The sequence below is a fragment of the Brevundimonas sp. genome, assembly GCF_965278935.1.
GTDB lineage: Bacteria > Pseudomonadota > Alphaproteobacteria > Caulobacterales > Caulobacteraceae > Brevundimonas.
Map to the genome: position 1 here is coordinate 470,992 of NZ_OZ257124.1, position 16,845 is coordinate 487,836.

General features: G+C 68.1%; 18 protein-coding genes. 10 read left to right on the forward strand and 8 right to left on the reverse strand.

From position 1 onward, the window contains the following. Window position 1 precedes the first annotated feature (1 nt). Entirely contained in the window at window positions 2-793 is a 792-nt protein-coding gene (locus ACQY68_RS02360) for an SDR family oxidoreductase (RefSeq protein ID WP_428151421.1), read from the forward strand. 5 nt (window positions 794-798) lie between these two features. Here ACQY68_RS02360 and ACQY68_RS02365 read toward each other — a convergent pair whose 3' ends face one another. After that, entirely contained in the window at window positions 799-1,803 is a 1,005-nt protein-coding gene (locus ACQY68_RS02365; RefSeq protein ID WP_428151422.1) for a retropepsin-like aspartic protease, read from the reverse strand. Window positions 1,804-1,936: 133 nt separating this feature from the next. Between ACQY68_RS02365 and ACQY68_RS02370 the strand changes: the two genes are divergently transcribed. Beyond that, window positions 1,937-2,275 (forward strand): hypothetical protein, encoded by a 339-nt coding sequence (locus ACQY68_RS02370; protein ID WP_428151423.1) that lies wholly within the window; start codon window positions 1,937-1,939, stop codon window positions 2,273-2,275. On the opposite strand, the gene ACQY68_RS02375 is transcribed toward ACQY68_RS02370, so the two are convergent. Genes ACQY68_RS02375 through fsa form a run of 3 tightly spaced genes read right to left on the reverse strand, consistent with a single transcriptional unit; the run spans window position 2,272 to window position 4,596 of the window. Further along, complete coding sequence (locus ACQY68_RS02375; RefSeq protein ID WP_428152715.1) at window positions 2,272-3,216, reverse strand: tyrosine recombinase XerC; 945 nt, start codon at window positions 3,214-3,216, stop codon at window positions 2,272-2,274. The genes ACQY68_RS02370 and ACQY68_RS02375 overlap by 4 nt on opposite strands. Next, the gene (locus tag ACQY68_RS02380; protein ID WP_428151424.1) at window positions 3,198-3,908 is read right to left on the reverse strand and encodes a DUF484 family protein; all 711 of its coding nucleotides are present in this window, start codon (window positions 3,906-3,908) and stop codon (window positions 3,198-3,200) included. Before ACQY68_RS02380 ends, ACQY68_RS02375 begins: the two co-directional genes overlap by 19 nt. A 34-nt stretch (window positions 3,909-3,942) precedes the next feature. Then, window positions 3,943-4,596 carry a fructose-6-phosphate aldolase gene (gene fsa, locus ACQY68_RS02385; RefSeq protein ID WP_428151425.1) on the reverse strand — a complete coding sequence of 218 codons (654 nt, stop codon included), beginning with the start codon at window positions 4,594-4,596 and terminating at the stop codon, window positions 3,943-3,945. Window positions 4,597-4,626: 30 nt separating this feature from the next. On the opposite strand from fsa, the gene ACQY68_RS02390 reads away from it, so the two are divergent. Then, window positions 4,627-6,789: a primosomal protein N' gene (locus tag ACQY68_RS02390; RefSeq protein WP_428151426.1), complete on the forward strand. Its 2,163-nt coding sequence runs from the start codon at window positions 4,627-4,629 to the stop codon at window positions 6,787-6,789. Between the two features lie 287 nt (window positions 6,790-7,076). Here ACQY68_RS02390 and ACQY68_RS02395 read toward each other — a convergent pair whose 3' ends face one another. The 4 genes from ACQY68_RS02395 to ACQY68_RS02410 all read right to left on the reverse strand — a co-directional run bounded on the left by ACQY68_RS02395 (window position 7,077) and on the right by ACQY68_RS02410 (window position 10,237). Further along, window positions 7,077-7,916 carry a glutaminyl-peptide cyclotransferase gene (locus ACQY68_RS02395; protein WP_428151427.1) on the reverse strand — a complete coding sequence of 280 codons (840 nt, stop codon included), beginning with the start codon at window positions 7,914-7,916 and terminating at the stop codon, window positions 7,077-7,079. Next, window positions 7,916-8,746 carry a TerC family protein gene (locus ACQY68_RS02400; RefSeq protein ID WP_428151428.1) on the reverse strand — a complete coding sequence of 277 codons (831 nt, stop codon included), beginning with the start codon at window positions 8,744-8,746 and terminating at the stop codon, window positions 7,916-7,918. The genes ACQY68_RS02395 and ACQY68_RS02400 overlap by 1 nt, the downstream gene beginning before the upstream one ends. A gap of 66 nt (window positions 8,747-8,812) precedes the next feature. Continuing rightward, on the reverse strand, window positions 8,813-9,817 hold the full coding sequence (locus tag ACQY68_RS02405; RefSeq protein ID WP_428151429.1) for a cation diffusion facilitator family transporter: 1,005 nt from the start codon (window positions 9,815-9,817) through the stop codon (window positions 8,813-8,815). Between the two features lie 33 nt (window positions 9,818-9,850). After that, entirely contained in the window at window positions 9,851-10,237 is a 387-nt protein-coding gene (locus ACQY68_RS02410) for a four helix bundle protein (RefSeq protein ID WP_428151430.1), read from the reverse strand. 226 nt (window positions 10,238-10,463) lie between these two features. Here ACQY68_RS02410 and ACQY68_RS02415 point away from each other — a divergent pair, with 226 nt between their 5' ends. The 7 genes from ACQY68_RS02415 (at window position 10,464) to ACQY68_RS02445 (ending at window position 16,666) form a co-directional block, all read left to right on the forward strand. Continuing rightward, the gene (locus ACQY68_RS02415; RefSeq protein ID WP_428151431.1) at window positions 10,464-11,018 is read left to right on the forward strand and encodes a F0F1 ATP synthase subunit delta; all 555 of its coding nucleotides are present in this window, start codon (window positions 10,464-10,466) and stop codon (window positions 11,016-11,018) included. Between the two features lie 69 nt (window positions 11,019-11,087). Further along, window positions 11,088-12,623 carry a F0F1 ATP synthase subunit alpha gene (gene atpA, locus ACQY68_RS02420; RefSeq protein ID WP_428151432.1) on the forward strand — a complete coding sequence of 512 codons (1,536 nt, stop codon included), beginning with the start codon at window positions 11,088-11,090 and terminating at the stop codon, window positions 12,621-12,623. A gap of 33 nt (window positions 12,624-12,656) precedes the next feature. Next, window positions 12,657-13,535 (forward strand): F0F1 ATP synthase subunit gamma, encoded by an 879-nt coding sequence (locus tag ACQY68_RS02425; RefSeq protein ID WP_428151433.1) that lies wholly within the window; start codon window positions 12,657-12,659, stop codon window positions 13,533-13,535. 43 nt (window positions 13,536-13,578) lie between these two features. Continuing rightward, window positions 13,579-15,114: a F0F1 ATP synthase subunit beta gene (gene atpD, locus ACQY68_RS02430; RefSeq protein ID WP_428151434.1), complete on the forward strand. Its 1,536-nt coding sequence runs from the start codon at window positions 13,579-13,581 to the stop codon at window positions 15,112-15,114. Further along, window positions 15,115-15,384 carry an ATP synthase F1 subunit epsilon gene (locus ACQY68_RS02435; protein ID WP_428151435.1) on the forward strand — a complete coding sequence of 90 codons (270 nt, stop codon included), beginning with the start codon at window positions 15,115-15,117 and terminating at the stop codon, window positions 15,382-15,384. A gap of 8 nt (window positions 15,385-15,392) precedes the next feature. Then, window positions 15,393-16,346: a metallophosphoesterase gene (locus tag ACQY68_RS02440; RefSeq protein WP_428151436.1), complete on the forward strand. Its 954-nt coding sequence runs from the start codon at window positions 15,393-15,395 to the stop codon at window positions 16,344-16,346. Then, on the forward strand, window positions 16,343-16,666 hold the full coding sequence (locus tag ACQY68_RS02445; protein WP_428151437.1) for a YnfA family protein: 324 nt from the start codon (window positions 16,343-16,345) through the stop codon (window positions 16,664-16,666). Before ACQY68_RS02440 ends, ACQY68_RS02445 begins: the two co-directional genes overlap by 4 nt. Window positions 16,667-16,845: the final 179 nt, after the last annotated feature.

The window sequence follows — 16,845 nt, forward strand, 5'->3', positions numbered from 1 at the left end:
CGTGGACCTCCAGCTCAACGGCAAGCGCGCCCTGGTCTGCGGCGGGTCCAGCGGCCTGGGACGCGCGGTGGCCGAGGCCCTGGCGGCGGAGGGCGTCCACGTCGCCCTGCTGTCGCGCGATGCGGCGAAGCTGCAGGCTGTGGCCGAGGGGATCAATGCGACGGCGACCGGCCGGGCCGTGGTGGTGACGGCCGATCTGGCGGATCACGCGGGTCTGCTGGCGGCCGTGGATACGGCGGAAGGCCTGCTGGGCGGGCCGATCGAGATCCTGCTGAACAATACGGGTGGGCCGCCGCCCTCGGGCGTCGCGGGGCTGGATCCCGAGCTCTGGCGCGCCCAGTTCGAGGCGATGGTGCTGTCGGTGTTCCGCCTGACCGACCGGGTCCTGCCGGCCATGCGCGCGGCAGGCTGGGGGCGGATCCTGAACGTCGCCTCGTCCTCGGCGGTCGAGCCCAATCCGTCGCTCGGCGTGTCCAACACCCTGCGGGCGGGGATCACCGGCTGGGCCAAGAGTCTGGCGACCGAGGTCGCGGCCGACGGGGTGACCGTCAACACCTTGCTGCCCGGCCGTATCGATACGCCGCGCATCCAGCAGCTGGATCAGGCCAATGCAGGCCGGACCGGCATGACGCTGGAGCAGGCGCGGGCCAGATCGGTCGAGAGCATTCCGGTCGGGCGTCTGGGCGACCCGGCCGAGTTCGGCGCGGTGGCGGCCTTCCTCGCCAGTCCGAAGGCGGCCTATGTCACGGGTTCGTTGATCCGGATCGATGGCGGAGCGATCCGGGGAATTTAAGGGCGCTACGGCTCGACGGCCGAGGGGGTCGTTCGCGGTTGCAGCCCGCCGAACCCCATTCGACGCGAGCCATAGTCGAGCTCCACCCGACGGAAGCGATAAAGGACGTCCGCGCCGATCAGGAGCGCCGGCCGGTCGCCCAGGCCCAGGGTCCGGAAGGCGTGCAGATCCGCGAACAGCAGCGGCGTGGGTCCGAGCTGGTGCCGGCCGATCTGGAGGGTGTTCAGGCTTCCGGCATAGGCGTCCATGGTCTGACCGGTGACGCCGTAGAGCGGAATGGGGCGCGAGCCGACCTGACCCCCGATGGCGCGAAGAAGGGCGGTGTTGCCGATCGAATACTGACCACCGCTGTCGACGAAGGATTGAACCGGTACGCCGTCCGCCAGGGCGTTGGTCAGGATGAGCTGGCCGGAGGCGTCCGCGCGCGCCCTTGCTCCGCCCGGCAGCCGCGTTGGAATGAAAGAGGCGACGCCGTGCGCATAGAAGTTGGGGCCGGAAGGCGTCAGGGCGACGGTTCGCTCCGCCAGGTCCATCGACAGCCGGAACTGCGACAGTATGTCCAGACCCAGCAGGCCGTCCGCCGCCAGAAGCGAGCGCTCGAACACCGGCATGACCATGTGGTTGAAGCGCCGGCTGCCAAAGTTCAGCCGATCGACCAGAACCGTGGGGGTGGGCTGGGCCGAGGTGATGCCGTGGACCACCACGGTCGGCCCGGGCTCCAGCCCCAGGGCGTCGGCGACGTCGCGGGCGATCGAGGTCCGCTCGGCGCCGGTGTCCAGCACGAAAAAGCGCGGGCGACTCCCGTTCAGCCGAACGGCGGCCGCCATCCGGGTCAGCAGATTCGCCGAGAGGGAGAGGGCGTCCGGCGGCGGGGCGGGGGCTCCGGCGTCCTGAGCGAAGGCGGCGCCGCCCAGACCAGTCAGCAGACAGGCGCCGCCGCCCAGCACCCGCCGGCGGTCGATGCTCTCGCGCCCGGGTTCGTCCCTGGTCTGCGTTGTCCGCTCGATCATGGCCGCCTCCCCGCGGCATTTGCCCGAGCCTAGGACGGCGGCAGGGGCGCGCCTAGCCGTAACCGCGTTACCGTTTGGTCATGTCCGAGTGCAGCCGGAGGGTGTATATCGGTCGTTCAGAATGGAGATTCCGATGCTGTCGATGCTGCTCCTTCTCGCCGCCTCACCGCAGTCGGCGATCCCTCCGATGCCGCCTGCGCCCATTCCCGGAGAGCAGGGCACGATGCGCGTTCTGGGCCAGCCGGAGCCGGGCTGCGCCTCGCTGGCCATGCCCGCGAACGATCCGAATGCGGGCAACTCCCTGCTCTGGCGCGAGGGCCAGGACACGGTCGGTCACTATCTGCTGCTGGATCGACGCGTGAACGGCTGTCCGGCGCCGATCGTCGTCAACTACCGCGTTCCCGGATCGAACGCCGTCGGACGCGAGGCGGGTCGGGCTCCTGCGCCCTCGTCGGTGATCATCCGCCCCTAGGCGCGCGGATGGGCCGCGGCGTAGGCGCCCAGCAGGTGGGCGGCGTCGACGGCGGTGTATTTCTGGGTCGTCGACAGGCTGGCGTGGCCCAGCAGTTCCTGAATGCTGCGTAGATCCGCCCCGGCCCCCAGCAGATGGGTCGCGAAACTGTGCCTGAGGGCGTGCGGCGTGGCGCTGGCGGGCAGGCCGAGGCGTCCGCGCAGCCTCTGCACCGTCGCCTGCACATGGCGGGCGCTGAGCGGGCCGCCGCGCCGGGCGCGGAACAGGGCGTCGGACGGTTCCAGCGGGAAGGGCTGGGCGGCGAGGGCGGCGTCGACCGCTGAGCGGACGGCGGGCAGGACGGGCACGATCCGCGTCTTGCCGCCCTTGCCGGTGATGCGCAGGCTTTCGGGGATCGGGGCGTCGGCGCGGGTCAGGCCCAGCGCCTCCGAGATTCGCAGGCCGCAGCCGTAGAGCAGCGACAGGACGGCCGCGTCACGCAGGGCCTCCCACGGCTCGGCGTCTGGGTCGAGGGCGGGCTCGGCCAGCATGCCGCGCGCCTGATCGGCGCTGACCGGACGGGGCAAGGACGGCTTCACGCTGGGGCCGCGCACGAGGGCTAGCTGGGGGGCCGGCGTGTCGCAGCGGCGGTCGAGAAAGACGTGGAAGGTGCGGATCGCCGACAGGGTCTGGCTGAGCGAGCGGGCGTTCAGGGGCCCATTCTTGCTGGAATTGGCGCCGCTGCGGCGCTCGGCCAGATGGGCGCGGAGTTCGGCGGCGGTGACGGTGCCGAGGTCGGCGAGACGCTGGGGTTCGCCGCGATGGCCTTCGAGGAAGGCGAGGTAGAGTCGGCCGATGTGGCCGTAGGCCTCCAGCGTCCGGGGCGACAGGCGGCGTTCGTGCGCCAGATGCTCGAGCCAGGCGGAGAGGGCCTCCGACGCCGTCAATTGAGGATGGGCCAGCGCTCGGCCGTCCGTTCGACGACCCGGGCGATGAAGGCGACCAGTTCGCAGCCCATGCCGGGGGTGAAACCCTCTTCTTCGGGAGAGGCGAAGGCGCAGAGGGCGGGGCGGGCTTCCTCCGGGCGTTCGCCGCCCAGGTGTGGTGCCATGCGGATCAGGGCCACGGACTTCGCCTGTTCCGCCGAGGGGCCGAACAGGTCGAGGCCGTCGAACATGGGGCCGAGCCAGGTCAGGCCGTGGTCGCCGAGCAGGCTGTCGACGCCGCCGGTTTCCAGACCGCGCCAGCCGAAGGGCACGCCGCCGGGCTTCTCGATGGCGATCGCGGCCCCGGCGAGGCCGAAACGCCCTTGCGCGACCGCGTCGAGGCGGCGGGCGAGGTCGGAGTGGTTGCGCGCTTCCATCAGGTCCAGAGCCGCGACGTGGGTCTGGGTCTGGGCGGCGAAATTGGCGCGGGCGACCGATTCGATGCGTTTGCGGGCATCGGCCTCGCGCTCGGCGGCTTCCTCGAGCCGGGTCAGGGCGGCGCGGCCGAACTCCACGACGTTGCGGCCGTGTGGCTTGAGGCCGATCTCTTCCAGCAGGGAGCGGTCGTCGGCCAGAGTCTGGGGGTTGGCCTGCAGCCAGGCGCGGACGTCGGGCCAGTGAAGCTCACTGGCTGCGAACAGGTCTGCAGTCTGGTCCTTTGACTTCACGTCGGCGCTCCTCCCGGAACGCCGGGTCGCAGGCTTACAGAATCGATTGGCCGGTCTTGCCCCAGTCGGCCAGGAAGGCATCAAGACCCTTGTCGGTTAACGGGTGCTTGATCAGGGCCTTGAAAGTGTCGGCCGGCAGGGTGGCGGCGTCCGAACCGGCGAGGGCGGCGGCCGTGACATGGGCCGGATGGCGCAGGCTGGCGGCGAGGATTTGGGTCTCGAAACCGTGGATGTCGTAGAGGGCCCGGATCTCTTCCAGCAGCTCCGAGCCGACCGCGCCGTGATCGTCGAGGCGGCCGACGAAGGGGGAGACGTAGGTCGCGCCGGCCTTGGCGGCGAGCAGGGCCTGGGCCGCGGAGAAGCACAGGGTGACGTTGGTCTGGACGCCCTTGTCGGCGAAGGCGCGGGCGGCGCGAAGACCGTCCCAGGTCAGGGGCAGCTTCACGACGACGTTCGGGGCGATGGCGGCGAGCTTGTCGCCTTCCTTGACCATGGTCTCGAAATCGGTGGCGACGGCCTCGGCGGAGATCGGGCCCTCGACCAGGGCGCAGATTTCGGCGATGACCTCGGCGATGTTGCGCCCGGACTTTGCGATCAGCGTGGGATTGGTGGTCACGCCGTCCACCATCCCGGTGGGCAGCATGTCCTTGATGACGGCGACGTCGGCGGTGTCGAGGAAGAGTTTCATGGGGCGGGTTCTAGCTGAGCGGGCCTGTCGGTGAAAGTCGCCTCGGTTCTCATTCCTTTGCCGGTGCACGAGGCCTTCGACTACGAGGTGGCCGAAGGCATGGAACTGGCGCGCGGCGATCAGGTCGCCGTGCCCCTCGGGCCGCGCCTGATGCGCGGCATCGTGACCGAGGTGCGCGAGACGACGGGGTCGAACCGCCGGCTGAAGGCGGTGGAGGCGAAGCTGGACGATCCGCGCCTGCCGGGGGGTACGGTGGACTTCGTCGAGTGGGCCGCGCGGTGGACCCTGAGCCCGCCCGGCGAGATGGCGGCGACGGCGTTGAAGGGGCTGCGGGCGCCGAGGCCACGGCCCGAGCGGAAGGTGCGGCGGGTCGGGGAGCGGACGCCGACGCGGCCGACGGCCTCGCGGGCGGCGGTGCTGGAGGCGCTGGGCGAGGGGGCGATGCGGGGCCCGGATCTGGCCCGGGCGGCGGCTGTGTCGGCGGCCGTGGTCAAGGGGCTGGTCGACGAGGGGGTGCTGGAGATCATCGAGATCGAGGCGGAGGCCGCTTTCGATCGACCCGATCCCCAGCATAACCCGGCGACCCTGAACGCGGATCAGGCGGCGGCGGCGGACGCTCTGTCGACGGCGACGGAGGCGGGTGTGTTCAAGCCCTTTCTGCTGGACGGGGTCACGGGGTCGGGCAAGACCGAGGCCTATCTGGAGGCCGTGGCGCGGACGCTGAAGCGGGATCCCTCGGCCCAGATATTGATCCTGCTGCCCGAGATCGCCCTGACCCAGGCGCTGATCGAGCGGATCGCGAAGCGGTTCGGGGCGGCGCCGGCGGAGTGGCACTCCGGGGTGGCTCCGCCGCGTAGGCGGATGGTGTGGGAGGCGGTGGTCGCGGGCCGTTGCAACATCGTGGTCGGGGCGCGGTCGGCGCTGTTCCTGCCCTTCCCGAACCTGAAGCTGATCGTGGTCGACGAGGAGCACGACGGGTCCTTCAAGCAGGAGGACGGCCTCGTCTATCACGGCCGGGACCTGGCCGTGGCGCGGGCGCGGATCGAGGGGGCGGTCGTGGTCCTGGCCTCGGCGACGCCGTCGCTGGAGACGCTGTGGAACGCCCACCACGGGCGGTACGGCTGGCTGAAGCTGTCGAGCCGGCACGGAGCGGCGGTGCTGCCGCAGATCAGCCTGCTGGACCTCAGGCAGAGCCCGCCCGATCCCCAGACCTGGCTTTCGCAGCCGCTGCGGGAGGCGATCGGGGAGACCCTGCTGGCCGGGGAGCAGACCCTGCTGTTTCTGAACCGGCGGGGCTATGCGCCGGTGGTGCTGTGCCGGGCCTGCGGGCATCGGATGACCTCTCCGGACACCGACAGCTGGCTGGTCGAGCATCGCTACACCGGGCGGCTGGTCTGCCACCTGACCGGCTTCTCGATGGTGCGGCCGAAGCTCTGTCCGTCGTGCGGGGCCGAGGACAGTCTGGTCTCGGTGGGCCCCGGCGTGGAGCGGGTCGAGGAGGAGGTGCGTCAGCTCTTCCCCGAGGCGCGGACGGCGGTGTTCAGCTCCGACACCATCCCGGACCCCAAGGCGATGCGGGCCCTGATCCAGAGGATGACCGACGGAGAGATCGATATCCTGGTGGCGACCCAGGCTGCGGCCAAGGGGCATAACTTCCCGCACCTGACACTGGTCGGGGTGGTGGATGCCGACCTCGGCCTGCGCGGCGGGGACCTTAGGGCGGCGGAGCGGACCTTCCAGCTTCTGACCCAGGCGACGGGACGCGCCGGGCGAGCCGACAAGCCGGGCCGGGCGATCCTGCAGACCTGGACGCCCGAACATCCGGTGCTGATGGCGCTGGCGGCGGGGGACCGGGACGCCTTCGTCGAGGCCGAGATGGCAGAGCGGGAGGCGGCAAGCCTGCCGCCGCACGGGCGGCTGGCGGCGATCATCCTGTCGGGGATCGACGCGATGGCGGTCGAGAAGGTGGCCAACGATCTGGCGGCGGCGATCCCGAATGCCGAGCGGCTGGAGGTCTATGGGCCGGCCGATGCGCCGCTGGGCCTGATCCGGGGACGGCGCAGGAAGCGGCTGCTGGTCCGGGCAGACCGGGACGTGGACTTGCAGGGGTTCCTGCGGTCGTGGCTGAGCCGGGTGAAGGTCCCCGGATCGGTACGGCTGACCGTGGACGTGGACCCGTACAGCTTCCTCTAGCGGTGAGGCGGCTTTGCACTGTTCGGAAATCGGAGTGCAAGACAGTGCAATCGTCGCTACCTAGCCAAGGAAAATCAAAGACCTGGCAAGGAGACGGCTTTGCACTGTTTCCGCATTGTCGGAAATTCCGGCTGGTCTGGTCTAGCTTGGCGGCGTGCTGATGGGGATGTCAAAGATCCGCACGACGAGGTGGGGTCGATGACTGGCGGCCGCAATAGGTGACGAGGAATAAATTCCGAATACCTGTCTCCTCTCCGTCCTACGCGACAGGGAGGAAACCGGAAGGGTCAGCGTGGGGCGGTCAGGCGGATCTCGAACATCTTCGGCCAGTTCTTGCCCGTGACGAACAGGCGGCGGTTCGCCGCGTCCCAGGCGATGCCGTTGAGGACGTCGTCGTTCGGATTGACGACCGGATCCGGCAGGATGCCGGTCAGGTCGATGACGCCGACGACCACGCCGGTGGCGGGTTCGATACGGACGATGAAGTTTGTCTGCCAGACATTGGCCCAGACCTCGCCCTCGATGAACTCCAGCTCGTTCAACCGCTCCAGCGGCCGGCCCATATAGGTGACAGGGACCGAGCCCGTCTGGACGAGGGTGTTCGGGTCGAGGAAGCGCAGCGACGCCGACCCGTCCGACAGGATGACGCGCGTGTCGTCGTGGGTCAGGCCCCAGCCTTCGCCGGCATAGGAGAAGGTCCCGGCGGGCTCCAAATCGTCGGCGTCCCAGACGAAGCCGTGGCCGCCCTGCCAGGTCAGGGTCAGGACGCGATCGCCGACGGCGGTCAGGCCCTCGCCGAAGAACTGGGTGTCGAGTTCGCGCTTCTGCAGGACCTCGCCGGTCTCGATGGCGACGCGGCGGACGCTGGAGGGATGGCGTCCGGTGCTTTCCAGGAACTGGCCGTCGTGGATCTCCAGCCCCTGGGTGAAGGCCTCGGGATCGTGCGGATAGACGGCGACGACCTCATAGCCATAGCGCGGCGGGCGGACGGGTTGAGGCGCCGGCGCGGACGGGGCCGCCGCCTGGGCCGCAGGCGCGGCCGCCGTCTGTGCGAAGGCGGCCGGGGCGAAGGCGAGGCCGATCAGCCCCGCGAACGCCGCAGCCGGAAAGAACGCCCGCCGTCGCATCAGTGAGCCGGGTCGGCGGCGGCGTCCGCCTCCGCTTCCCTGGCGCGCACTTCCGCCTGATCAGCGGCCTGACGCGCCAGCTTGGCCTTCTCCTGTTTCGACGTCGCCGCTCGTCCCAGCATGTTCAGCGCCTCCACACCGGCCGAGAAGGCCATGGCGGCGTAGATATAGCCCTTGGGCACATGGAAGCCGAATCCGTCGGCGATCAGCACCAGGCCGATCATCAGGAGGAAGCCGAGGGCCAGCATGACCACGGTCGGGTTTTTGGCGATGAAGTTGGCCAGGGGGTCGGCGGCCAGCAGCATGACGGTGACGGCGGCGAGGACCGCCACCACCATGATCGGCAGGTGTTCGGTCATGCCGACGGCGGTCAGGATCGAGTCGATCGAGAAGACCAGGTCCAGGATGATGATCTGGACGATCGCCGAGCCGGCGTTCGAGATGACCACGTCCTTTTTGTCGAGGACGTCGTGCGAGGGGGTGGGGTCCACGGTGTGGTGGATTTCCTTGGTCGCCTTCCAGATCAGGAACAGGCCGCCCGCGATCAGGATCAGGTCCTTCCACGAAAACTCGTTGCCCATGACGGAGAAGACCGGCTGAACCAGGCCGACCAGCCAGGCGATCATCGACAACAGGGCCAGACGCATGACGAGCGCCAGGCCGATGCCGATCCGGCGGACCCGCGAGCGATGCTCGGGCGGCAGCTTGTTCGAGAGGATCGAGATGAAGATCAGATTGTCGATGCCGAGCACGACCTCCATCACCACGAGGGTGACGAGCGCGGCCCAGGCGGCGGGGTCGCTAAGCAGCGGGATAATGCTGTCGAACATCAAGGTCTCTCTGGAGGGAAGATTTGTCCCTGTAGCGCACGCCGCGCCGCGGAGTTCAAGTTGACGTTACCGCGCAGGCCGCGACGAAACGACTTCCGGGACCTGATCGACCAAGGCGCCCGCGCCGCCGCCGGCGATCACGGCGGCCCGGACGGCGGCGTGGCTGGCCAGACTCTGGGCCTCGACATAGATGCGGCCCGCCTGGGGAAAGGCGGCGCGGATGCGGTGTTCGAGGCGGGCGACCGTGTCCTCGACCTCGGCGGCCGTCAGCTCGTCGCGGAAATCGAGGCTGAGGCAGACCAGAATTTCGTTGGGGCCGAAATGCATGGTGCGGGCGTCGTTCAGGCCCATGACGCCGGGCTCGGCGCGGGCGATGGCCTCGATGCCCTCGCGGGTCGCGGGATCGGCCGCCTCGCCGGTCAGCAGGCTCTGGCTCTCGAAGGCCAGGAAGCCGGCGGTCAGGGCGAGGATCACGCCGATGATCACCGAGGCGACGCCGTCCAGCACAGGCAGGTCGAACAGATGGCTGCTGACCACGCCGACCAGGGCGACGACGAGGCCTGCGAGCGCGGCGGTGTCCTCGAACAGGACGGTGAAGACGGTCGGATCCTTGGACGAGCGGATGACGGCGAAGAAGGGCCGCCCCCCGCGCTCCTTGTTGAAGGCCTTCAACGCGACCATCCATGAGGCGCCCTCGAACAGGACGGACAGGCCGAGGACGACGTAGTTGACCCACGGGTTCTCGATCGGCTCGGGCGACTGGATGCGCTCGATGCCGTGGGTGATGGAGATGACCGCGCCGACGCCGAAGATCAGGACGGCCACGACGAAGGTGTAGAAGTAGAGCTGAAGCCCGTGGCCGAAGGGATGGCTCTCGCTGGCGGGCCGGGCCGCCCGCTTCAGTCCGATCAGCAGGATGATCTGGTTGCCGGTGTCGACGGCCGAATGGATGGCCTCCGACATCATGGCCGCGGAGCCCGTGAACAGGGCCGCGCCCAGTTTCGTCACGGCGATGGCCAGGTTGCCGGCGAGGGCGGCGAAGATGACGTTCTTTGAGGTGGAGGCGGCCATTTGATCCGGGTCGTAGGGCTTAGGGCTTAGGGCTTAGGGCTTAGGGCTTAGGTCATTTGGTCGCAGTTTGTTCAACAGCGACCTGAGCATTCGGCCCAGTTCATCGGCGTCGGCCAGAACGGACTCGACTTCGGCCATCGCCACGAAGCCGACCCGCTCGGCAATCAAAAGATGGGTTTCGAGCTCTTTGAGCGAGCCTTGGGCGATGCGAACGAAGCTGGCGTAGGCGGGCCTCGTGCCCCGTCCGTATCCCTCAGCTATGTTGGCGGCGATCGAGACGGCTGCTCTTCTGGCCTGGGACGTCAGCCCAAACTGCTCCTCGCGCGGAAACGATCGGGTCAGTTCATAAACGTGTTCGGCGATCGTCATGGCTCTCTGCCATACGACAAGACCACGATAGCCGCCGATGGCGCTGCTCATGCCGTCTCTCCCAAGCCCTAAGCCCTACCATCCAAGCCCTAAGCCCCGCGCGCCAGCGCCTCAGGTTGCGACAGCGAAAAGCCCATGCTATCAGGCGCCCGGCTTCCAAGGGGCGTTTCTGACGAGACGGCCCTCGGCGTGCTTTCCATAAGCATTACAAGCCTTTGACCGGCGCGAAGCCCGCGGCCGGTCGTTTGAACAGATACGCACAGCGGACGGACAGGCCTTGGCTGACGATTTCAGAACGACGGAAGTCGGCGCGCGCTACGCTCAGGCGCTGTTCGACCTGGCCCTGGAAACCGGCCGCCTGGAGGCCGTTCGCGCCGACCTGAAGTCGCTGAAGGCCGCCTGGATCGAGAGCGCCGACCTGCGCCGCCTCGCCACCTCGCCGGTCATCGCCGCCGAAGACCAGCAGAAGGGTCTCGCCGCCATCGCGACCAAGGCGAAGTTCGAGGCCACGACGAGGAACTTCCTCGGCCTGCTGGCCCAGAACGGCCGCGCACGCGACCTGGGCGCCGTGATCACCGGCTTCGAGGCCCTGTATTCGGCCCACACCGGCGCCGTCGCCGCCGAGGTTGTCTCGGCTGTGCCGCTGACGGCCACCCAGACCACGAAAATTCGCTCGGCCCTGTCGCAGGCGCTGGGCAAGGCCCCCGAGATGACCGCCCGCGTCGATCCGTCGATCCTGGGCGGGCTCAAGGTCAAGGTCGGGTCGAAACTGTTCGACGCCTCGCTGAAGACCAAGCTCGACCAGATGAAGTTCGCCCTCAAGCGCGCATAGCGCTCCGCCCCACACACGAATGATGCGGGTCTGATCGCCCGCCCTGAAGACCAAGACAGAGAGATCCAAATGGACATCCGCGCCGCCGAGATTTCGGCCATCCTCAAGTCCCAGATCGCCAACTTCGGCGTGGAAGCCGACGTCTCGGACGTCGGTCAGGTCCTGTCGGTCGGCGACGGCATCGCCCGCATTCACGGTCTGGACAACGTCCAGGCCGGCGAGATGATCGAGTTCCCCAAGGCCGGCGTCAAAGGCATGGCCCTGAACCTGGAACGCGACAACGTCGGCGCCGTGATCTTCGGCGCCGATGCGCAGATCGCCGAGGGCGACGAAGTCCGCCGTCTGGGCGAGATCGTGGACGTTCCTGTCGGCAAGGGCCTGCTGGGCCGCGTCGTCAACCCGCTGGGCGAGCCGATCGACGGCAAGGGCCCGATCCAGTTCACCGAGCGTCGCCGCGTGGACGTGAAGGCTCCGGGCATCATCCCCCGCAAGTCGGTTCACGAGCCGATGCAGACCGGCCTGAAGGCCATCGACACCCTGATCCCCGTCGGCCGCGGCCAGCGCGAACTGATCATCGGCGACCGTCAGGTCGGCAAGACCGCCGTGGCCGTCGACACCATCCTGAACCAGCGCTCGATCAACGTCGAAGGTGCCTCGGAGAGCGACAAGCTCTACTGCATCTACGTTGCCATCGGCCAGAAGCGCTCGACCGTGGCCCAGATCGTCAAGACGCTCGAGGAGCGCGGCGCGCTGGAATACACCATCGTCGTCGCCGCCACGGCCTCGGAGCCGGCTCCGCTTCAGTTCCTGGCCCCGTTCTCGGGCACGGCCATGGGCGAGTATTTCCGCGACAACGGCATGCACGCCCTGATCGTGTACGATGACCTTTCCAAGCAGGCCGTGGCCTACCGCCAGATGTCCCTGCTGCTGCGCCGCCCGCCGGGCCGTGAAGCCTACCCCGGCGACGTCTTCTACCTGCACAGCCGCCTGCTGGAACGTTCGGCCAAGCTGAATGAGGACAACGGATCGGGCTCGATGACCGCCCTGCCGCTGATCGAGACCCAGGCCAACGACGTTTCCGCCTACATCCCGACCAACGTGATCTCGATCACCGACGGCCAGATCTTCCTGGAATCCGATCTGTTCTACCAAGGCATCCGCCCGGCCGTGAACGTCGGCATCTCGGTGTCGCGCGTGGGCTCCTCGGCCCAGATCAAGGCGATGAAACAGGTCGCCGGTTCGATCAAGGGCGAGCTGGCCCAGTATCGGGAAATGGCCGCCTTCGCCAAGTTCGGTTCGGACCTGGACGTCTCGACGCAGAACCTGCTGGCCCGCGGCGCGCGCCTGACGGAACTGCTGAAGCAGCCGCAGTACTCGCCGCTGACCGTCGAAGAGCAGGTCGTGTCGATCTACGCCGGCACGCGCGGCTACCTCGACAAGATCGCGGTGGCCGACATCGCCCGCTTCGAAAGCGAACTGCTGGCCCGCATGCACTCCGCGCACGCCTCGACGCTGGCCGCCATCAAGTCGACCAAGGCCCTGTCCAAGGAGCTGGAAGCCGAGCTGAAGGCCGCGATCGAAGCCTTCGCCAAGACCTTCGCCTAAGTCTGACCCGGTAAGCTGAAAGAGTAGCGCCCGATGGCCAGCCTTAAGGAAATGCGAAATCGGATCGAAAGCGTCAAGTCGACGCAGAAGATCACGAAAGCCCTGAACATGGTCGCTGCGGCCAAGCTGAAGCGCGCCCAGGATCAGGCTGTGGCGGCGCGCCCCTATGCCCTGAAAATGGCCGCCGTGATCGCCAATCTGGCGGCCGGCGTCAGCGGCGACGGCGCGCCCAAGCTCCTGGCCGGCACCGGCAAGGATCAGAAGCACCTGCTGGTCGTGGCCACGGGCGACAAGGGTCTGGCGGGCGGATTCAACACCAACGTCATCCGCGCCGCCAAGGAACGGATCAACACCCTGATCGCCGCTGGCAAAGATGTGCGGATCATCGCCGTGGGCCGCAAGGTTCGCGACGGCCTGACCCGCCAGTTCGGCAGCCGCATCGTGCAGACCTTCGAACTGAGCGATCACAAGGTCATCGGCATGAACGCCGCCGAGCCGATCGCCGAACTGATCGCCTCGGAGTTCGAGGCCGGCAACGCCGATGTCGTGACCCTGTTCTACAGCCGCTTCCAGTCGGTCATTTCTCAGGTGCCGACGCCGAAGCAGCTGATCCCGGCCGTCGTCGACGGAGACGCCGCCCCGATCGACCTGAACGGCGCCGTCTACGAGTACGAGCCCTCGGAAGAGGAAATCCTCGACGTCGTCCTGCCGCGCAACATCACCACCCAGGTGCTGGCCGCGCTGTACGAAAACCAGGCCAGCTTCTTCGGCGCCCAGATGGGCGCCATGGACAACGCCACCCGCAATGCGGGCGAACTCATCACCGCCCTGAAGCTGACGTACAACCGCAAGCGCCAGGCCCAGATCACCACCGAACTGATCGAGATCATCGCCGGCGCGGAAGCGCTCTGATCCTCCGATCCTGACAGATACAGACCGAAACGGACCCCTCCCGATGACCGACACCGTCGCCAAGAAACCCGCCGCCAAGAAGGCTCCGGCCAAGAAGACCGCTCCGGCGGCCGCCACCGGCAACGCCGCCTATTCGGCCGGCACCGGCGTGGGCAAGGTCGCCCAGGTCATCGGCGCCGTCGTGGACGTCGAGTTCGCGGGCGAACTGCCGGCGATCCTGAACGCCCTGCAGACCCAGAACGTCGATCAGAAGACGGGCGAGCCCTTCACCCTGGTTCTCGAAGTCGCCCAGCACCTGGGTGAGAACATGGTCCGCACCATCGCCATGGACACGACCGAGGGCCTGACGCGCGGTCAGCCGGTCACGGACACCGGCACCTCGATCCTGGCGCCGGTCGGCCCGGGCACGCTCGGCCGCATCATGAACGTCGTCGGCGCGCCGATCGACGAAGCGGGTCCGATCCAGACCACGATGTTCCGCCCGATCCACCGCGAGGCCCCGACCTTCGAAGAGCAGTCGACCTCGTCGGAAATCCTGGTCACGGGCATCAAGGTCATCGACCTGATCTGCCCCTACACCAAGGGCGGCAAGACCGGCCTGTTCGGCGGCGCCGGCGTGGGCAAGACCGTGACCATGCAGGAACTGATCAACAACATCGCAAAGGCCTACGGCGGCTATTCGGTGCTGGCCGGCGTGGGTGAGCGCACCCGCGAGGGCAACGACCTGTATCACGAGATGATCGAGTCCAACGTGAACGTCGCCGGCGGCGGCGAAGGCTCGAAATGCGCCCTCGTCTACGGCCAGATGAACGAGCCTCCCGGCGCCCGCGCCCGCGTGGCCCTGACCGGTCTGGCCCAGGCCGAATACTTCCGCGACGAAGAGGGCAAGGACGTGCTGCTCTTCATCGACAACATCTTCCGCTTCACCCAGGCCGGTTCGGAAATGTCCGCCCTGCTGGGTCGTATCCCGTCGGCCGTAGGCTATCAGCCGACGCTGGCCACCGAGATGGGCAACCTGCAGGAACGCATCACCTCGACCAAGAAGGGCTCGATCACCTCGATCCAGGCCATCTACGTTCCCGCCGACGACCTGACCGACCCCGCGCCCGCCGCCTCGTTCGCCCACCTTGACGCGACGACCGTGCTGAACCGCGACATCGCCGCCCAAGCCATCTTCCCGGCCGTGGACCCGCTCGACTCGACCTCGCGCATCATGGACCCGCTGGTCATCGGCGAGGAACACTACCGCGTCGCCCGTTCGGTTCAGGAAGTCCTGCAGCAGTACAAGGCGCTGAAGGACATCATCGCCATTCTGGGCATGGACGAGCTGTCGGAAGAGGACAAGCTGGTCGTCTCGCGCGCCCGCAAGATCTCGCGCTTCCTGTCGCAGCCCTTCTTCGTGGCCGAACAGTTCACCAACTCGCCCGGCAAGTTCGTCTCGCTGGAAGACACGATCCGCTCGTTCAAGGGCATCGTGGCCGGTGAGTACGACCACCTGCCGGAAGCCGCCTTCTACATGGTCGGCGCGATCGAAGAGGCCGTCGAAAAGGCCGCCAAGCTGGCCGCGGACGCCTCGTAAATGGCCGGCAAGCTCAGCTTCTCGCTCGTGTCGCCTGAGCGCGAGGTCTTCAACGGCCTCGTCGATCAGGTCGATGCGCCGGGCGTCGAGGGCGACTTCGGCGTCCTCGCCGACCACGCGCCCTTCATGACCGCGCTGCGCGAAGGCGCGGTCACGGTCTTCGACGGATCGTCGAAGCGCGTGTTCAACGTCCACGGCGGCTTCGCCGACGTCACCCCCGCCGGCCTGACCATCCTGGCCGAGGCGGCGACCGAGGTCGCGGCAGTCTAGATTTCGGGATGGGGGGACCGGACGCCGTTCTGGTCTTTGCCTGGGTCGCGGCGGTCGTCGCGCCGATCCTGTCCATGGTGATGATCCGGCTGTCGCTGAGCGAGGGTCGGATTTTTCTTGCTCGCGCGATCGCCGGGGTCTCGATCGTCGCATGGGCGTTGTGGGTCTGGGCGTTTCTGATCGAGCCGACGACCCTCACCGTCCGCCACGTGACTGTCGAAAGCGCGAGCTGGGTGGGGCCGCCGGTTCGGATCGGCATCATCTCCGACACCCATGTCGCTGCACCCCACGTGGACGTGCCGCGTGTTGCCGGCCTCGTCGAACGCATGAACGGGCAGGCTCCCGATCTGGTCGTGCTGCTGGGCGACTACACCGGCGGTCATGAGCCGGCGGAGGCTCGCGCCGCGCCGGATCGGTCGGAAATTCTTCAGGGCGTACTGGCCTTCAAGGCGCTGCGCGCACCGCTAGGCGTCTATGGCGTGCTCGGGAATCACGATTCCTGGTTCGACGAGGCGGCCATCGAGCAGGCCCTGACTCAGGCGAACGTCAGGGTGGTCGAGAACCGCGCCGTGGCGGTCGAGACCGACAGCGGCCGGTTCTGGGTCGCGGGATTGGCGGACATGGTGTCGCGCCGCACACGACCGTCGATCCCGCAGGCCCTCTCGGCCGTGCCGGAGAGCGATCCGGTGATTTTGTTGACCCACTGGCCTGACCCCTTCGCCGAGACACCCCGACGGGTCGCTCTGACGCTGGCGGGCCATACCCACTGTGGTCAGGTCAACCTGCCCCTCGTGGGTCGGCCGATCCTGCCCTCCGCCGGATCGCGCCGCTGGCCGTGCGGCCTCTACGACGAGGGCAGTCGCAAGTTGTTCGTCACCGGCGGCATCGGGGTCTCGATCCTGCCCGTCCGGTTCCGCGCCCCGCCCGAGATCGTGATCCTGACACTGAAGGCCGCCCCATGACCTTCGTGATCTATGGGCTGGCGGCCCTCGCCGAGATCGCCGGCTGTTTTGCATTCTGGGCTGTGCTGAGGCTCGACCGGTCGCCGCTGTGGCTGGTTCCCGGCGTGGCCTCGCTGATGCTGTTCGCCTGGCTGCTGACGCGGGTCGAGGCGGATGCGGCGGGGCGGGCCTATGCGGCCTATGGCGGGGTCTATATCGCCGCGTCGCTGATGTGGCTGTGGCTGGTCGAGCATCGGGCTCCGGACCGCTGGGACATGATCGGCGCGGCGATCTGTCTGGTCGGCGCCGGGGTGATCCTGTTCGGACCCCGAGGGGCGTGAAAGTCGTCAATTTCCGTCGCCAAACCGATCAAACTCCGACGTCAAATTCGCCAACCTGACCAAGCGGCTTGATCGGGGCCGAAACGGTCCTAGATATCGACGGCAAGACGAGGCCACGTCCTCGCCCCGGTTCGCCGGGCCAAGCCCGGGACGGCCCGGCCTTTCGCAAGGAGGGCCGT

Bases quoted from the DNA above. Each gene is read 5' to 3' on its own strand.
- ACQY68_RS02395 (WP_428151427.1), bottom strand. From the start codon at position 7,916: ATGCGACGGCGGGCGTTCTTTCCGGCTGCGGCGTTCGCGGGGCTGATC.
- ACQY68_RS02410 (WP_428151430.1), bottom strand. From the start codon at position 10,237: ATGAGCAGCGCCATCGGCGGCTATCGTGGTCTTGTCGTATGGCAGAGA.
- ACQY68_RS02445 (WP_428151437.1), top strand. From the start codon at position 16,343: ATGACCTTCGTGATCTATGGGCTGGCGGCCCTCGCCGAGATCGCCGGC.
- atpD (WP_428151434.1), top strand. From the start codon at position 13,579: ATGACCGACACCGTCGCCAAGAAACCCGCCGCCAAGAAGGCTCCGGCC.
- ACQY68_RS02435 (WP_428151435.1), top strand. From the start codon at position 15,115: ATGGCCGGCAAGCTCAGCTTCTCGCTCGTGTCGCCTGAGCGCGAGGTC.
- ACQY68_RS02425 (WP_428151433.1), top strand. From the start codon at position 12,657: ATGGCCAGCCTTAAGGAAATGCGAAATCGGATCGAAAGCGTCAAGTCG.
- ACQY68_RS02365 (WP_428151422.1), bottom strand. From the start codon at position 1,803: ATGATCGAGCGGACAACGCAGACCAGGGACGAACCCGGGCGCGAGAGC.
- ACQY68_RS02370 (WP_428151423.1), top strand. From the start codon at position 1,937: ATGCTGTCGATGCTGCTCCTTCTCGCCGCCTCACCGCAGTCGGCGATC.
- ACQY68_RS02440 (WP_428151436.1), top strand. From the start codon at position 15,393: ATGGGGGGACCGGACGCCGTTCTGGTCTTTGCCTGGGTCGCGGCGGTC.
- ACQY68_RS02400 (WP_428151428.1), bottom strand. From the start codon at position 8,746: ATGTTCGACAGCATTATCCCGCTGCTTAGCGACCCCGCCGCCTGGGCC.
- ACQY68_RS02405 (WP_428151429.1), bottom strand. From the start codon at position 9,817: ATGGCCGCCTCCACCTCAAAGAACGTCATCTTCGCCGCCCTCGCCGGC.
- fsa (WP_428151425.1), bottom strand. From the start codon at position 4,596: ATGAAACTCTTCCTCGACACCGCCGACGTCGCCGTCATCAAGGACATG.
- atpA (WP_428151432.1), top strand. From the start codon at position 11,088: ATGGACATCCGCGCCGCCGAGATTTCGGCCATCCTCAAGTCCCAGATC.